Origin of the sequence: Curtobacterium flaccumfaciens (genome assembly GCF_018598405.1) — a bacterium.
GTDB lineage: Bacteria > Actinomycetota > Actinomycetes > Actinomycetales > Microbacteriaceae > Curtobacterium > Curtobacterium aurantiacum.
This window is the reverse complement of sequence record NZ_JAHEWS010000004.1, coordinates 23,266-39,096: the sequence shown is the minus strand read 5'-3', so window position 1 is coordinate 39,096 and position 15,831 is coordinate 23,266. Positions and strand designations below refer to the sequence as shown.

The 15,831-nt window shown below is 72.3% G+C and carries 16 protein-coding genes; 8 read left to right on the top strand and 8 right to left on the bottom strand.

Annotated elements, in window-relative coordinates; genetic code table 11:
• Positions 1–53: 53 nt before the first annotated feature.
• The 3 genes from KK097_RS03685 to hemL are packed head-to-tail and all read left to right on the top strand — an operon-like array spanning position 54 to position 3,015.
• Positions 54–635, top strand: coding sequence for a uroporphyrinogen-III synthase (locus tag KK097_RS03685; RefSeq protein WP_307858395.1), 582 nt, complete (start codon positions 54–56; stop codon positions 633–635).
• Positions 632–1,687: a porphobilinogen synthase gene (hemB, locus tag KK097_RS03680; protein WP_307858396.1), complete on the top strand. Its 1,056-nt coding sequence runs from the start codon at positions 632–634 to the stop codon at positions 1,685–1,687. Before KK097_RS03685 ends, hemB begins: the two co-directional genes overlap by 4 nt.
• Entirely contained in the window at positions 1,684–3,015 is a 1,332-nt protein-coding gene (hemL, locus tag KK097_RS03675; protein ID WP_214543742.1) for a glutamate-1-semialdehyde 2,1-aminomutase, read from the top strand. Before hemB ends, hemL begins: the two co-directional genes overlap by 4 nt.
• Before the next feature lie 65 nt (positions 3,016–3,080).
• Here the strand turns inward: hemL and KK097_RS03670 are convergent, their stop codons facing one another.
• The 6 genes from KK097_RS03670 to KK097_RS03645 form a co-directional block, all read right to left on the bottom strand.
• The gene (locus KK097_RS03670) at positions 3,081–3,737 is read right to left on the bottom strand and encodes a hypothetical protein (protein WP_214543741.1); all 657 of its coding nucleotides are present in this window, start codon (positions 3,735–3,737) and stop codon (positions 3,081–3,083) included.
• A 101-nt stretch (positions 3,738–3,838) separates the two neighbouring features.
• Positions 3,839–4,636, bottom strand: a complete 798-nt coding sequence (locus KK097_RS03665; protein ID WP_214531301.1) for an ABC transporter ATP-binding protein — start codon at positions 4,634–4,636, stop codon at positions 3,839–3,841.
• Positions 4,633–5,955: a hypothetical protein gene (locus KK097_RS03660; RefSeq protein ID WP_214543740.1), complete on the bottom strand. Its 1,323-nt coding sequence runs from the start codon at positions 5,953–5,955 to the stop codon at positions 4,633–4,635. Before KK097_RS03660 ends, KK097_RS03665 begins: the two co-directional genes overlap by 4 nt.
• 2 nt (positions 5,956–5,957) lie before the next feature.
• Positions 5,958–6,626, bottom strand: coding sequence for a GntR family transcriptional regulator (locus KK097_RS03655; RefSeq protein ID WP_214531299.1), 669 nt, complete (start codon positions 6,624–6,626; stop codon positions 5,958–5,960).
• Between the two features lie 92 nt (positions 6,627–6,718).
• Entirely contained in the window at positions 6,719–7,696 is a 978-nt protein-coding gene (locus KK097_RS03650) for an acrylyl-CoA reductase family protein (RefSeq protein WP_214543739.1), read from the bottom strand.
• A 312-nt stretch (positions 7,697–8,008) separates the two neighbouring features.
• Positions 8,009–9,037, bottom strand: a complete 1,029-nt coding sequence (locus KK097_RS03645; RefSeq protein WP_214531437.1) for a 6-phosphofructokinase — start codon at positions 9,035–9,037, stop codon at positions 8,009–8,011.
• A 73-nt stretch (positions 9,038–9,110) separates the two neighbouring features.
• Between KK097_RS03645 and KK097_RS03640 the strand changes: the two genes are divergently transcribed.
• Both KK097_RS03640 and KK097_RS03635 read left to right on the top strand, forming a co-directional pair.
• Positions 9,111–10,109 carry a DNA-3-methyladenine glycosylase family protein gene (locus KK097_RS03640; protein WP_439647645.1) on the top strand — a complete coding sequence of 333 codons (999 nt, stop codon included), beginning with the start codon at positions 9,111–9,113 and terminating at the stop codon, positions 10,107–10,109.
• 89 nt (positions 10,110–10,198) lie between these two features.
• On the top strand, positions 10,199–11,686 hold the full coding sequence (locus KK097_RS03635) for a sugar porter family MFS transporter (protein WP_214543738.1): 1,488 nt from the start codon (positions 10,199–10,201) through the stop codon (positions 11,684–11,686).
• 66 nt (positions 11,687–11,752) lie between these two features.
• Here KK097_RS03635 and KK097_RS03630 read toward each other — a convergent pair whose 3' ends face one another.
• Positions 11,753–12,610: an NAD-dependent epimerase/dehydratase family protein gene (locus KK097_RS03630; protein WP_214543737.1), complete on the bottom strand. Its 858-nt coding sequence runs from the start codon at positions 12,608–12,610 to the stop codon at positions 11,753–11,755.
• 72 nt (positions 12,611–12,682) lie between these two features.
• Here KK097_RS03630 and KK097_RS03625 point away from each other — a divergent pair, with 72 nt between their 5' ends.
• The 3 genes from KK097_RS03625 to KK097_RS03615 all read left to right on the top strand — a co-directional run bounded on the left by KK097_RS03625 (position 12,683) and on the right by KK097_RS03615 (position 15,063).
• Entirely contained in the window at positions 12,683–13,015 is a 333-nt protein-coding gene (locus tag KK097_RS03625; protein ID WP_214543736.1) for a hypothetical protein, read from the top strand.
• Positions 13,016–13,067: 52 nt separating this feature from the next.
• The gene (locus tag KK097_RS03620) at positions 13,068–14,432 is read left to right on the top strand and encodes a hypothetical protein (protein WP_214543735.1); all 1,365 of its coding nucleotides are present in this window, start codon (positions 13,068–13,070) and stop codon (positions 14,430–14,432) included.
• Positions 14,433–14,535: 103 nt separating this feature from the next.
• Positions 14,536–15,063, top strand: a complete 528-nt coding sequence (locus KK097_RS03615; protein ID WP_214543734.1) for a DEAD/DEAH box helicase family protein — start codon at positions 14,536–14,538, stop codon at positions 15,061–15,063.
• Here KK097_RS03615 and KK097_RS03610 read toward each other — a convergent pair.
• Entirely contained in the window at positions 15,052–15,723 is a 672-nt protein-coding gene (locus tag KK097_RS03610; protein WP_214531443.1) for an HAD family hydrolase, read from the bottom strand. The genes KK097_RS03615 and KK097_RS03610 overlap by 12 nt on opposite strands.
• Positions 15,724–15,831: the final 108 nt, after the last annotated feature.

Here is a 15,831-nt window from a genome sequence, read left to right as displayed (position 1 = left end):
CCGGTGCGGCCGGGAGGAACGGATCACCGCGTTCCATCGGTGACCGAACCCCTGTGGCTGGTTACGCGTGGGTGGTGGTGACCAGTGCGACGGCCGTGACGGTCCTGTCGGAACGCGTGGCGGGCCTCCCGGCCGGGGTGCGTGTCGCCGCGGTCGGCGAGCCGACCGCCCGTGTCGCCCGTGCCGCGGGCTGGGTCGTCGACCTGGTGCCGGACGAGACGTCCGCCGCCGGCCTGGTGCAGGAGTTGCCGGACACCGACGGCACCGTCCTGTTCCCCCGCTCGGAGATCGCGGCACCGACACTCGTCGACGGGCTCCGCGCCCGCGGCATCGACGTCGACGACGTGGTGGCGTACCGTACCGTGGGGACCGGCGACGAGCCGATCACCCTCGACACGGCGCCCGCAGCGGTGCTCGTGACGAGCGGCAGCGTCGCCCGCGAGATCGCCCGCCGGATGACCCCGCTCGACCCCCGCACCGTCGTGGCCTGCATCGGTCCCGGAACCGCCGACGACGCCCGTGCCGCCGGACTGCCCGTGCACGCCGTCGGGCGCACCCGGTCCGCAGAAGCCCTGCTCGACGCCGTCGTCGAGGCACTCAACCCCACCACCCCCCACCAGGAAGGTCACCCGTGACTGGACGCTTCCCCCAGGTCCGCCCCCGTCGGCTCCGCGCCACCCCCGCGATGCGACGACTCGTGGCCGAGACCCGGCTCCACCCCGCCGAGCTCGTGCTGCCGATGTTCATCCGCGAGGGCGCGACCGACGCCGTCGACATCTCGAGCATGCCGGGCGTGCAGCAGCACTCCCTGGACTCGTTCCGCCGCGCGCTGGTCGAGGCTGCGGAGGTCGGGGTCGGCGGTGTGAACCTGTTCGGCGTCCCGACCACGAAGGACGCCGAGGGCTCGGGTGCCACCGACCCCGACGGCATCCTCAACGTGGCGATCCGCGTCGCTCGCCAGGAGGTGGGGGATGCCCTCGTGGTGCAGTCCGACCTGTGCCTCGACGAGTTCACCGACCACGGACACTGCGGTGTGCTGGCCGCCGACGGCTCCGTCGACAACGACGCCACCCTGCTGCGCTACCGCGACATGGCGGTCGCGCAGGCCGAGGCCGGCGCAGAGCTCGTCTGCATGAGCGGGATGATGGACGGCCAGATCGCCGCGGCACGTGACGCGCTCGACGGCGCCGGGCACAGCGGCACCGCGCTGCTCGCGTACGCGGCGAAGTACGCCTCGGCGTTCTACGGGCCCTTCCGCGAGGCCGTGTCGTCGTCGCTGGTCGGTGACCGCCGCACCTACCAGATCGACGCGGCGAACGGTCGCCAGGGCCTCCGCGAGGTCGAGCTGGACGTCGACGAGGGCGCCGACATCGTGATGGTGAAGCCCGCGATGAGCTACCTCGACGTGCTCGCCGAGACCGCGGCCACCTCGCCGGTCCCGGTCTGGGCGTACCAGATCTCCGGCGAGTACGCGATGATCACCGCAGCAGCGCAGAACGGGTGGATCGACCGCGACGCCGCCGCCATGGAGTCGCTCGTCGGCATCAAGCGGGCCGGTGCCGACGCGATCCTCACCTACTTCGCCGTGGACATCGCGCGGAAGCTCAACGAGGAAGCGGGCCTCCGCACCTCCGGCAGCACCGCGGACGTCGCCGGCATCGCCTCGACCGGGAAGGCCCCCGAATGACCACGAACGACCAGCTCTTCGGCCGCGCCAAGAACGCGATCCCCGGCGGCGTGAACTCCCCGGTCCGCGCCTACGGATCGGTCGGCGGCACCCCGCGGTTCCTGGTGTCCGCGAAGGGCGCCTACGTCACCGACGCCGAGGGTCGCGAGTACGTCGACCTCGTCGCGTCGTGGGGCCCCGCGATCCTCGGGCACGCGCACCCCGGCACGGTCGAGGCCGTGCAGCAGGCCGCTGCGCGCGGGCTCTCGTTCGGGGCGTCGACCCCGGGCGAGACCGAACTGGCCGAACTCGTCAAGCAGCGGGTGTCGGTGGACGGCGACGGCCCCATCGAGAAGCTCCGCATGGTGTCGACCGGCACCGAGGCCACGATGACCGCGATCCGGCTGGCCCGCGGCTACACCGGCCGCGACCTGCTCGTGAAGTTCGCCGGGCACTACCACGGGCACTCGGACTCCCTGCTGGCCGAGGCCGGCTCGGGCGTCGCGACCCTGGCCATGCCGGGCAGCGCGGGCATCACCGCCGAGACCGCCGCGCAGACCCTCGTGCTGCCGTACAACGACCTCGACGCCGTCCGCCGGGCGTTCGACGAGCACTCCGAGCGCATCGCGGCCGTCATCGTCGAGTCGGCCGCCGCGAACATGGGCGTCCTGGCACCCGAGCGCGGCTTCAACCGGGCACTCGCGCAGATCGTGCAGTCGCACGGTGCGCTGCTCATCGTCGACGAGGTCCTGACCGGGTTCCGCGTCGGCGCCGCCGGCTGGTGGGGTCTCGAGGCGTCCAAGGTCGTCCCCGACGGTGCCGGCTGGAAGCCCGACCTCATCACGTTCGGCAAGGTCATCGGCGGTGGCATGCCCCTCGCCGCCCTCGGTGGTCGGCGCGAGGTCATGGACTTCCTCGCCCCGCTCGGGCCGGTGTACCAGGCGGGAACCCTGTCCGGCAACCCGCTGGCCGTGGCCGCCGGGACCGCCACGCTCCGTGCGGCGACGGCCGATGTGTACGAGCACCTCGACCGGACGGCCTCGACGATCGCGACCGCCACGAGCGAGGCGCTGTCGGCCGAGGGCGTCGCGCACACCGTGCAGCACGCCGGCAACCTGTTCTCGTTCGCGTTCACCGAGCAGGCACCTCGGAACTACGACGACGTGCGGGCACAGGACGTGTTCCGCTACGCGCCGTTCTTCCACGCGATGCTCGACGCCGGGGTGACGCTGCCGCCGAGCGTGTTCGAGGCCTGGTTCGTCACGGCCGCCCACGACGACCGCGCGGTCGGCCGGATCCTCGACGCCCTGCCCGCGGCCGCGAAGGCTGCTGCCGCCGCGACCGCCTGACGGGCGTCGGGGCCGCGACCGCCTGACGGGCGTCGGGGCCGCGACCGCCTGACGGGCGTCGGGGCTCAGGAGCAGTCGGCCTTCGTGAACGTCGTGTCGACGGTCTTCGACGAGCCCTCGAACGCGTAGGTGTACCGCATGTCGACGTCCTCGTCGAGGAGCTTCTTGGTCTCGCTGTTCGAGCAGAGGTTCGGCCCGACGGCGTCGCGGATGACCGTCTCGGTGATCGAGGCCGGGTCGACGTCGGTCGAGACCGTGTAGTCGTAGTGGATCGCGGAGCCCTCGGCCTCGATCGCGGTCCACGTCGTGACGGAGTCGACCTGCTTGGGCAGGTTGCTCTGCTCGCGGATCTGCTCGACGGCCTTGGACACCTTCTCCTCGGTGGAGTCGCTGAAGGCTGCGTTCAGGCCCTGGCGGACGAGGAACGCCACCACCACGGCCACGACGACGCCGAGCACGGAGATCAGGACGCGCTTGCCGCGGGATGCCTTGGGCGGGGGTGCGTAGGGCGCGCCGGCGGGGGCTGCCTGGGCGGAGGGCTGCTGGGCCTGCTGCTGGCCGGAGTACGGCTGCTGCGCGTACGCCTGCCCGGCAGGCTGCTGCGCGTACGCCTGCCCGGCGGGCTGCTGCGGGTACTGCTGGTCGTTCGGCTGGCCTGCGTCGGGCTGCCCGTCGTTCGGCTGCGGCTCGGACCCCGGGTAGGGCGGCGGCGTGTTCGTCATGGTTTCCCCTGGTGACGGTCCGCGGCATGACACCGTGGTGCGCGGTGCCGGGTCCCTCCCCGACACGGGCCGCGGACACTGAACGGCCATTCAAGCACGCGTCAGGCGGATCGGCGCGCGGCCCACCGGCCCTCGGCCCGCAGGATCGCGAGCGGGAAGTCGAAGGCGTGCGAGACCGCCGACGACGTGATGACCTCGTCCGAGGTGCCCTGGGCCACCGCGGTGCCGTCGCGGAGCAGCATCGCGTGCGACGTCGAGGCCGGCAGGTCCTCCAGGTGGTGCGTCACCATGACGCTGCCGAGTTCGGGGTGCCGGTGCCGGAGCGCGTCGACGGTCTCGAGCAGGTGTTCCCGCGCGGCGACGTCGAGCCCCGTCGCCGGCTCGTCGAGCAGCAGCAGTTGCGGTTCGGACATCAGGGCCCGGGCGATGAGGGCCCGACCCCGCTCGCCCTGCGACAGCACCGGCCACCGGGCGTCCCGTCGCGGGGTCAGCCCGACGTCGGCGATGTGCTGCTCGGCCAGGGCGACCTGCTCGGCGGAGGGCTCCCACCGCATCATGAGGTCGGTCGTGCCGGTCAGCCCGGTGAGCACCGTCTCGAGCACGGTGAGCGGGGAGAGCATCCGGTGGCGGGGATCGACGTGTCCGATGTGCTCGCGGAGTTCGCGCACGTCGACGCGACCCAGTCGGCGCCCGAGGACCTCGACGGTGCCGGCGGTGGGGTGTCCCATCGCGCCGAGGACGGCGAGCAGCGTGGACTTGCCGGCGCCGTTCGGCCCGAGCAGTGCCCAGTGCTCACCGCGTCGGACGGTCAGGTCGACGTCGTGCAGCAGGTCGCGGCCGGAGCGCGTGACGCGGACCCCGGTGGCGTGGATCAGGACGTCGTCGCTCGCGTCGGTCATGCCCCCATCGTGCCCCACCGCGCCGTGACGTCGTCCACGTGTGCCCGTGCGACGCCGACGAACAGACGAGCAGCGAACCGGGCGGTCCCGACGTCCCCGCTGCCGGCGGCGCCGTCCAGCGAGAGCCAGAGCGCCTCCGCGTCCCACTGCCGGAACGCCGGAGCCTCGGGGAGCGCGTAGGCAAGCCGCGCCATCACGAGGCGCAGGGCCTCACGCGTCCAGCGGTTGCCGGACCGCTCGGACAGGAACCGGGTGACGGCGAAGGCGCTCTCCGTGTACCGGTGGTCGCGGACCTGGCCGTCGGCGCGGGCTCGTTCCACCAGTCGTCGGAACTCGTCGAGCTCGGGTCCGTGGAGCCCGGGAAGCACGTGGACGGTCGCGTGGGTGAAGACCCCGGTGAGCAGTTCCATCGTGTCCCGCCAGGTCGCGAGCGATGGTTCGACGACGCGGAACCGATCCCCGTCGCTCTCGACCAGGCCCAGGTCGTGCAGCCATCGGACTGCCTCGAGGACCGCCGGGAACGGGGCGCCCGTCCGGACCACCAGGCCCTCGAGCGAGTGCGTCGACCCGATGGGCAATGCCCTCGAGCGGAGGTCGCGGAGCAGCGCACGGTGCACCGCACCCGCACGGCGGTCGGTGGCGTCGGCGGCCGGTCGGTCCGTGCGGGGGATCCCGATGTTCCGTCGGTGGACCTCGAACAGGCCGTCGATGATCTCGCTCGCGTCGGTCGCCACGGCCGGGTCGCCGGTGTCCACCGCTCGGGTGATCGCAGCGAACCAGGGTCGGACCTCGTGGACCGACCACGGTCTCGTCGGCACACGCGACCACCGCATCCGTTCGAACGCCCGCAGCCCGAGGTCGCGCACGAGGGTGTTCGGGGAGTGCTCGAACCAGAACTGGCAGGCGGCCGAGAACGTCGTCGGGTACTCCGTCAGGCGGAGTGCAGCGGCGGTGCGGGCGCGTGCGGTCCGGCGATCGAGCTCGGCCCGCAGTTCGGGGGTGAGTGCCGGGATCGTGGCACGAAGTGCCGGACCGACGAGCGCGACCCAGAAGTCGAACGCGTCGGACAGGTCGGCGTCGGACAGCTCCTCGTACTGCCACGTGCCGTCCTGCCCGCGTGACAGGATGCCGAGGTCCTCGAGCCGGGCTGCCGCTGCACGGACGTGGCCGCGGGAGGTGTCCCACTCCCACGCCAGTGCGTCGAGGTCGACCGGCACCGGACCTCGGGGGCCGGTGCGGACGTGGGCGAGCAGGGAGGCGTAGGCGTCGTCGTTCCCCGTCGCCCAGGGATCGGCGTCACCCCACTCGCCGTCGGCCACGGTCAGCCGCGGTCTGCGCGGACCGTCTCGATGTGCTGCTCGAAGTTGCGGGTGAGGGCGCGTCCGGCCTCGGCCGCACCTTCGCCGTCGCGCTCCGTGAGGGCCTCGCGCAGGATCGAGAAGAACGCCTCGGACCCGTACTGCTCGAACGCCGGCGTGGGGTTGAGCGTGAAGCGGACCCGCTCCATGGCACCGACTGCGGCGTTCTGCACCAGGGGGTTGCCGGAGTGCTCGACCGCGAACTCGATGATCTCGGTGAGGGCGCCGCTGAAGCCGTAGTCCCGCACCTTGCGCATCCGGTCGGCCTTGTCGAGCAGCGCGCTGAGGGCTTCGACGTCCTCGTCGCTGTACTCGGGGACGCCCCAGCGGAGGCTGAGCTCGAAGAACCCGGCGGTCGCGCGGGTCGCGGTGACCCAGTCCTCGAAGGTCGGGGTGGCGACGCGGGTGTACCGGTTCGCCTCCATCTCGACCAGGCCGATGTCGACGAGCTTCGCGATCGCCTCGCGGATCGGGGTGCGACTCACACCCAGCCACTGGACCAGCTCGTCGTCGTTCAGGCGTTCGCCGTGCTGCAGTGTGCCGTCGCGAAGGGCCGCGAGCATCTTGTCGTACACGACGTCGCGCAGGAGCTTCCGGGGAGAGCTCTCCACGGTGGACTTGGGGACCGGCATGTCATCTCCTCGAGGACGAAATCGACACTCGAAATCCTAGCGTGCCAATATGCAAACGTTTGCTAAAAAACACGCTGTCCGAGCCGGGGAGTTCATCCGGCCACGGCGACGACCGTCCGCCCGTGCACGCGCCCCGCTACCACCTCGGCCCCCACCGCGATGGCCTGCTCCGGGGTGACCGTCCGTGTGACGTCGGCGAGCAGCGCCGCGTCGAGGTCGGTCGCGAGCCGGTCCCACGCTCGACGTCGGAGCTCGAGCGGGGCATCGACGGAGTTGATCCCGAGCAGCGAGACCGACCGCAGGATGAACGGCAGCACCGTCGTCGGCAGCGCAGAGTCCTGGGCCAACCCACACGCGGTCACCGCTCCTCCCCACCGGGTCGAGGCCAGCACGTTCGCCAGGGTGGCCCCGCCGACGCTGTCCACCGCACCTGCCCACGTCGCCCGCTGCATCGGCTTGCCCGGATCGGAGAGGGTGCCGCGGTCGACCACCTCGGTGGCGCCGAGTCGGCGAAGCGACTCCGTGTTGGCCGCGCGACCCGTCGACGCCGTGACCCGGTACCCGCGGGCCGTGAGGAGTGCGATCGCCACGGTGCCGACGCCGCCCGACGCCCCGGTCACGAGCACCGGCCCGTCGTCCGGCGCGACGAAGCGCTCCAACGCCAGCACACTGAGCATCGCCGTGAACCCCGCGGTGCCGATGGCCGCCGCGAACGAGTCGTCGATCGCCTCGGGCAGTACGACGAGCGACCCGGACGGCACCACGGCCTGCGTTGCCCAGCCCCCGTGCCGGGTCTCACCGAGTCCGGCACCGTTCAGCACCACCCGGTCGCCGATCGCGACCTCGTGCACACCCGGCCCGAGCCCGGAGACCGTGCCGACGACGTCGATCCCCGGCACGAGGGGATCGAGCCGGGCGACGCCGGGGTTCCTGGCGAGCGCGAGTCCGTCCTTGAAGTTGACGCTCGAGTACGTGACGTCGACGAGGGCCTCGCCCTCGGCCGGATCCGGCAGGTCGACGTCGGTGACGGTGGGCGGGGCTGCACGGGACACGAGGACGGCGCGGGTCATGCGCCGGACGCTACCCCGGGCCTCCCGGCCAGCGGTCCGTTCTTTCCCAGAACGCGCGCGATGCCTGGCGAATTCGGGCGTACCGGGCCAGAACAACCGACCTGGTACGCCCGATCCGACCAGGTACGCCCGATTTGACCGGGCGCAGAGTCGGCGGACCCGGCGGCGTGCCCGTTCTTTCCCAGAACGCGCGCGATGCCTGGCGGAATCGGGCGTACCGGGGCAGAACAACCGACCAGGTACGCCCGATTCGACCCGGTACGCCCGATTCGACCCGGTACGCCCGAAGCAGCCAGCCAGCCCGCTCCCCACCTACCCGAACATGATGGCGGCCTCGTCGAACCGCGCCTGCGGCACCGTCTTGAGCTCGCCGAGCGCCTCCTCGAACGAGACGTGCTCGATCTCGGTGCCCCGGAGCGCCACCATCCGGCCCCAGCGCTCCTCGACGACCGAGTCGATCGCCGCCAGCCCGAGCCGCGTCGACAGCACCCGGTCGTACGCCGTCGGGGTCCCACCGCGCTGGATGTGCCCGAGGGTCGTGGCCCGCGTCTCGATGCCCGTCATCTCCTCGATGAGCGGCGCGAGGCGCTCGCCGATGCCACCGAGTCGCGGGCGCCCGAATGCGTCGAGCCCGCGCTCCGTGTGCGCGGTGTCCTCGTGGTCGGGCACGAAGCCCTCGGCGACCACCACGAGCGGTGCGCGACCGCGGTCGTAGGCCGCGCGCACCCACTTCGCGATCTGCTCCATGCTCGTCTTCTGCTCGGGGATGAGGATCGCGTGCGCGCCCGCGGCCATGCCCGAGTGCAGGGCGATCCAGCCCACGTGCCGGCCCATCACCTCGGCGACCATGCAGCGGGAGTGCGACTCACCGGTGGTGCGCAGGCGGTCCATCGCCTCGGTCGCGATGGCGACGGCGGTGTCGAACCCGAACGTGTAGTCGGTCGCGCCCAGGTCGTTGTCGACCGTCTTCGGCACGCCCACGATCTTCAGGCCGGCGTCGGTCAGGCGCTTCGCGGCGGCGAGCGTGCCCTCGCCACCGATCGCGACGACGGCGTCGATGCCGTGACGCTGCAGGGTCGCGGAGATGTTCTCGACGCCGCCGTTGGCGCCTTCGAACGGGTTCGTGCGGCTGGTGCCGAGGATCGTGCCGCCCTGCTTCGCGATGCCCTGGATGTCCTTGCGGCCGAGCGGGACGATGTCGCCGTCGACGACGCCGCGCCACCCGTCGCGGAAGCCGACGAAGTCGTGTCCGTAGATGGCGATGCCCTTGAGGACGATCGCGCGGATGACCGCGTTCAGGCCGGGGCAGTCGCCTCCGGAGGTGAGGATGCCGATGCGCATGGGAACTCCGTCGTCGGGTGGTGGGGATCAGTGCCCATCATGACTGACGGTGGTTCCGCATTACCATCCCCGTGTGTCCCCGCTCGCTTCCGCCTCGTCGCCTGCTGCTGCAGGCGAGTCCGGCGACGCGACGGCAGCAGCTGGTGCGTCCGACGATGCGGCTCGCGTCGACACGGTGTACCGGCCTGGAGGCGCGGTGGACGTCGCGTCGACCCTGCGGCCCCTGCAGCGCGGCTCCGGCGACCCGGCCTTCCAGGTGGCTGGCGGCGTCGTGTGGCTCGCGCTGCGCACGCCCTCCGGTCTCGCCTCCGTGGCGATCCGGCGGGCCGGCGACACCATCGCGGTGTCGGCGTGGGGGAGTGGTGCACCGTGGGCGGTCGAGCACGCCCCCGACCTGCTCGGACGCGGTGACGACTGGTCGTCGTTCGACGTCTCGGGCAACGAGTTCCTCGCCGCCGCACGACACCGGCAGCCCGGGCTCCGGCTGCTCCGCACGAACACCGTCGTCGCGATGCTCGTGCCGGCGATCATGGAGCAGAAGGTGACCTCGCGGCAGGCGTGGGGCGCGTGGCGGTACCTGCTCCGTCGGCACGGCACCCCTGCGCCGGGCCCGGCCCCCGCGGGCATGATGGTGCCGCCGGACGCCTCGACGTGGGCGCGGATCCCGAGCTGGGAGTGGCACCGCGCCGGCATCGAACCGGGGCGCTCGGCCACCGTGATGCGTGCCGTGAAGCTGGCTCCGGCACTCGAGCGGACCCTGGCGCACGGCCGCGGCGGAGCCGAGGTGTCCGCGAAGCTCCAGTCGATCCCCGGGGTGGGTCCGTGGACCGCCGCCGAGACCGCGCAGCGCTCCCACGGCGACCCGGACTCACCGAGCGTGGGGGACTTCCACGTGCCGGCGCTCGTCGGGTGGGCGCTGACCGGTGCCCCCGTAGACGACGACGGGATGCTCGAGCTGCTCGAACCCTGGCGCGGGCACCGGGAACGTGTCGTGCGGTTGATCGGCGGCTCCGGGTTCCGGAAGCCGTCGTTCGGGCCGCGGATCACGATCCAGGACCACCGGGGGCACTGAGCGCGAGCGACGCTTCCTCAACGTCCGTACGTGCTGGTCCGCCTACCGTGACCGCCGGTCCGGGGCGCGCCCGGCACGGAGAGGACGCGATGACGACCACCACCGACGAGGACGAGCACGACAAGGTGCCCGGCGTCCCCCCGGAGATCCCCGAGGACACCGGGTCGGCCGAGACGGCTCGTGTCACGAAACGGCACGTCACCCGGGTCGCGTTCGTCGCCGCACTCGGCGGACTGCTCTACGGCTACGACACCGGTGTCATCTCCGGCACGCTCATCGAGATCGGCAAGGAGTTCTCGATCGGTTCCGCCGTCAAGGAGTTCATCACGGCGTCGATCCTGGTCGGCGCGATCCTCGGCGCACTCGTCACCGGTCCGATCTCGGCGAAGATCGGCCGGCGGCGCACCATCCTGCTCATCGCGGGCGTCTTCGGCCTGGGCGTGCTCTTCGCCGCGGTGTCGCCGAGTCCGGTGTTCCTGATCCTCAGCCGGCTGTTCCTCGGTCTGGCGGTGGGTGGTTCGACCCAGACGATCCCGACCTACATCGCCGAGATCGCCCCGGGCCCGCGCCGCGGCAGCCTGGTCACGGTGTTCAACTGCGCGATCGGCGTCGGCATCCTGTCCGCCGCCATCGTCGGGGTGGCACTGAACGGCGTCGTGTCCTGGCGCTTCATGATCGGGGTCGCCGCCGCCCCCGCCATCGTGTTGCTGCTCGGGATGCTCCGCCTGCCCGAGAGCCCGCGCTGGTTCGTGTCGCAGGACCGCATCGGTCCGGCCCGTCGGGTGCTGCGCTGGCTGCGGCCCGACCACCGTGCCGCCGAGGACGAGCTCGACGACATCCGCAAGCTCGACGAGGCCGAACCGAGCGCCGGTGCCGGGCAGTGGGCCCAGCTGCGCAAGCCGTGGGTCCGGCCGGCCCTGATCGCGGGGCTCATCGTCGCCGCGTTCACGCAGCTGACCGGCCTCGAGATGATGATCTACTACACGCCGACGATCCTCACCGACGCCGGGTTCCCGCACGTCTACTCCCTGTGGGCGAACGTCGGTGTGGGCGTCGTGTACCTCGTGATGACGTTCGTCGGGTCGCGACTGGTGGACCGGATCGGGCGTCGACGGCTGACCCTCGTGATGCTGCCGGGTGCCGCGGTGAGCATCGGCCTGTTCGGTGTGCTCTTCTACGTGCAGGACGGCAAGCCCTCACCGGTGCTCACGCTCGTGCTGATCCTGGCGTTCATGTTCTTCCAGGCCGGGGGCATCCAGGTCGTCGGGTGGCTCGTCGGTTCCGAGATGTACCCGCTGCGGATCCGAGCCGCCGCGACGAGCCTGCACGCCATGGTGCTCTGGGGTGCCAACCTGCTGGTGACCTCGACCGCGCTGACCCTGACCGGCTGGATCAGCCTCGGCGGCACGATGCTCGTCTACGCCGCGCTGAACGTGCTCGGCTGGGTGCTGGTGTTCCTGCGGGTGCCGGAGACGAAGGGCAAGTCCCTGGAACAGATCGAGCAGTCCCTGCGGGACGAGACGTTCCTGCCGCACCGGGGCGGACGCGAGCGTCGCGCGGTCGACGGGACCGCCTGACGGACGGGAGGCCCGTGGCGGTGTCGCCACGGGCCTCCAGTCCGCCTGTGGTCGCGTCGGTGCGCGTCAGGGGTGGCGGGTGCCCTCGCCGGCCAGCACGGCGCGGTAGCCCTCGCGGAACGTCGGGTACTGGGGTGTCCATCCCGTCGACCGGAGGAGCGCGTTCGACAGGCGCTTGTCGCCGCCGGCCTGCCGCGCGTCACCGTCGCCCGTCGACGGCTCGGCGACGTGGAGTTCGTCGGCCAGGAACCGCAGCACGTCGTCCAGCCGGCTCGGCTCGTCGTCCGTCCCCAGGTAGAGCGGCGCCGGGTCGGGCAGGGCCGCCAGGTGCACCAGCGCGGCGGCGGCGTCGTCACGGTGGATGCGGTTCGTGTGCGGTGAGGTGCCCGGCGCCAGTCGTGCCGAGCCGGACCGGACCTGGTCGATCAGGCGCTCCCGCCCGGGGCCGTAGACGCCCGACAGCCGGACCAGCACGGCGCCGGGAGCGCGCTCGCGCAGCAGGACCTCGGCCTCGACCAGGACCTCGGCGGTCGGCGTCGCCCCGCGCGCCGGGGTCTCCTCGGTGACCTCGCTGCCGTCCGAGACGTCGTACACGGCGGTCGAGGACACGACGAGCACCCGGGGGTCGGCCTCCGAGGCGTCGATGCCGTGGAGCACGTTGCGCAGGCCGTCGACGTAGGTGGCGCGGTACTCGTCGACATCGCGGCTGCCGGCGGCGAAGGCCACGACGACGACGCTCGTGTCGGCGGGGATCTCGGGGACCTCGTGGCGCAGGTCGACGCTCCGGCCGGTGATCGGTGCGGGGACCAGCTCGGCACGGCGGCGGAGGCCGAGCACGTGGTGGCCCTGGTCGGCGAAGCGCAGGCCGGCTTCGGTCCCGAGGTCGCCGCATCCGGCGATGACGACTGTCGTGGAGTTCTGCACGGCTCGACCCTGGCACGGCCGGTTGGTGGAAGGCGGGGAGGCACGCACATCGCGGATCACTAGGGTCGGCGCATGGGGCGGCAGCGGCGACGGGTGGTGCGTGACGTGGCGATCGCCCTGCCCCCGGTCGTCGAGATCGTGCTCGTCGTCGCCGGCTCGATCGTCTCCGTCGGAGCCGTGGGGGAGAGCGCGGAGTCGTGGGCGCCGTTGTCGTGGCCGATGTACGCCGTCCTCGTGACGTTCCCGTTCGCGGTCGGCGCGCTCGTCGCGGCGGTGCGGCTCCGCGGACTCGAGGCCAGGACACCGGCGATCTGCTTCGCTGCCCTGTCGGTGGCCGTGGGTGCCATCCCCTTCGTCGGGATGCTGAGCGTCTTCGTACCGTTCTGGATCGCCTCGTTTAGATGAGAACGGTTATCGTTTAGACGACCGTCATCCGACACTGCACCCCAGGAGCCCCATGTCCGCTCGACCTCCACGTCTGCTCCCAGCACTCGTCCTCGCGGGGCTCGTCCCCCTCGTCGCCACCGCGATCGCCGTCCCCGCGTCGGCTGCATCCGCCGTGACCCGGACCGCCCACCACAGCTGGCTCGTCACGGCTGACCCGACGGCGAAGCGCGTGTACGTCAACGACGCCGTGACCGGTCGGCGGACCGCCACCCTGAGCGGGATCGAGTTCGGCACCCACGCGGGCTCCGTGCAGCTCGGCCACGGGCGGATCGTGTTCATGGACGAGTCGAAGCCGCAGCTCGACGTCCTCGCCATCGGCCCCCGCGGCACGGCACGCATCGCCCAGCACTACGCGATCCCGAACGCCGACGGTCGCTGGGAGCGCGCCGGCTGGCTGTCGACCGACACCGCGCGCCGACACCTGGCGGTCGGCTCCGACTTCGACGGCTCCGAGCGGCAGCGGGTCACCGTCATCGACCTTCGACGGAAGACGGAGCGGACCGCCCGGATCGACACCTCGGCGGTGCAGCTCGCCACGACGGGCAAGCGCGGCACCGAGGAGCTCGAGACGTTCCTGGTCGGCAGCCCCCTGCGCCTGGTCGTCACCGCGGGCGGACGCCTCGACGCCTACTCCGTCTCCGCGATCATGCAGGGCGCGACGCACCCGCGCCCCGTGGCGACCACGCCCCTCGGCGCCTACCCGCACGGGCCGATCGTCAATGCCACCGGCACCGTGATCGGCTCCGACCTGGCCGCCGGCGTGCAGACCGTCCGGGTCACGCGGACCGGCTTCACGGGCTCCCGGTCCGTCGCCTACCCGAAGCCGAGCGTGCAGAGCTACCGACCCCGGATGGCACCGGACGGGACGACCGTGGTCGGCACCCAGGCCGGCAGCACGGCAGCCGGCACCCCGTGGAACGCCGTCCCCGCGTACCTGACCACCTCGTCGACGTCGTCCAGCAGGATCAGCAGCGTCGACCTCGGTACCGGATCCTTCACCCGGGTCGCCGTCACCGCCCGGTTCGCCGCCGTCGCGCTGACGTCGGGCGCCGGGGACTCGCTCGTCCTGGTGCGGAAGCAGGCCGACGGCGCCTACTCCGGCCCGACGACCTCGGTCGCGCTCACGTCGCTGCGGAAGGGCCCCGTCGCCGGACAGCCGGCCACCGGAGCATCGGTGCGGTTCACCGCGGCGACCGACGACGGCCGCAGTGTGTTCGTGACGCGGGGCGACGAGGGGAAGATCACCCAGATCGACACCGCCGGGGCGACGCCGTCCGTGCTCCGCACCATCACGCTGCCGACGGCGCTCGCCGGAGGTGGGTACCTGACGACGGTGGACTCGACGGTGCGCCCGTACGACCTCAGCGGTCGCTGACCGACCGGCGCTGACCGACGAGCGCTGACCGGCCTGCTCCGGCCGGCCTGCTCCGACCGGCCGCCGACCGCCCCAGGGGGTGGTCGGCGGCTAGGGTCCTGGTGTGATCGTCTGGTTGAACGGAACCCACGGGGCGGGCAAGACGACGACGAGCCGACTGCTCCAGCCGCTGCTGCCCGGGTCGCGGATCCTCGACGCCGAGAAGGTCGGCGAGGTGCTGATGGACGTCACACCGGGGCTGCCGGCGAGCGACAACTTCCAGCACTGGGACCCGTGGCGGCCGCTCGTGGTCGAGACCGCTCGCCGGGTGCACGAGTACGTGGGCGGGCCGCTCATCATGCCGATGACGGTCCTGGTCGAGGCCTACTGGCGCGAGATCGCCGCGGGGCTCGCAGCCCATGCGATCCCGGTCCGGCACTTCGTGCTGCACGTCGAAGGCCAGACGCTCCACGACCGGATCCAGAACGACCCGGTCGTGGGTCCGTCGACCTTCCGGTTCGCGTACGTCGACGCCTACGCCGAGGCGGCGCGCGGCTGGCTGCACGCCGAGGCCGAGGTCATCGACGCCACCGACGTCCCCGCCATCGAGGTCGCCCGGGCCGTCGCGGACGCGGTGGCGTCAGAGCGCTGACAGTACGAGCGCCCGGATGCCGGGGCGCTCCGGTTGCGCGTGGTCGACCAGCACCGCCCGCATCCCGGCTGCTCGGGCACCGGCCACGTCGCGCTCGGGGTCGTCACCCACGAAGAGACAGTCCGCCGGGTCGACGTCGAGCTGTCCCGCCAGGGTGTGGAACGCTCGGACGTCCGGCTTCTGGAACCCGATGCGTTCCGAGACGCAGACGACGTCGAACGCGTGGACCAGGCCGGTCCGAGCGAGCTTGTCGAGCTGCTGGCTCTCCGTGCCGTTCGTCAAGAGACCGAGGCGGTGTCCGTTTGCGCGCAGCTCGTGCAGCAGCGGCAGGCTCTGGGGGAAGAGCCGCCAGGCCTCCCGGTACGCACGCAGGTAGTCGTTGAACACCGCGTCCAGGCCGGCGTCGTCCCCGGGCACTTCGACACCCAGGTCCGGCAGGACCGTGCGGAGCCGCGCGCGTCGCTGTTCCCGGAAGCTGATCGCCCCGGACCGCCAGCGTTCGAACTGCTCGTCCTCGGCCGTGAACCAGGCCCGGATCACCGCCTCAGTCGCCTCGACTCCGAAGCCCTGCAGGAGCCGGGTCACGCCCACCCGAGCGGACCCGTGGTGGTCGAACAGCGTCCCGTCCAGGTCGAAGCAGATCGCTCGCGGAGTCGCCACGCGCCCAGGCTACGGCGCGTCCGAACGGCGCGACGGCCGCCGAGCGGGACGAGCCTGTCCGCCGCACGCAGCCTCGGGGTTCGCCACCGCCCGGATCATGCCGGAGAC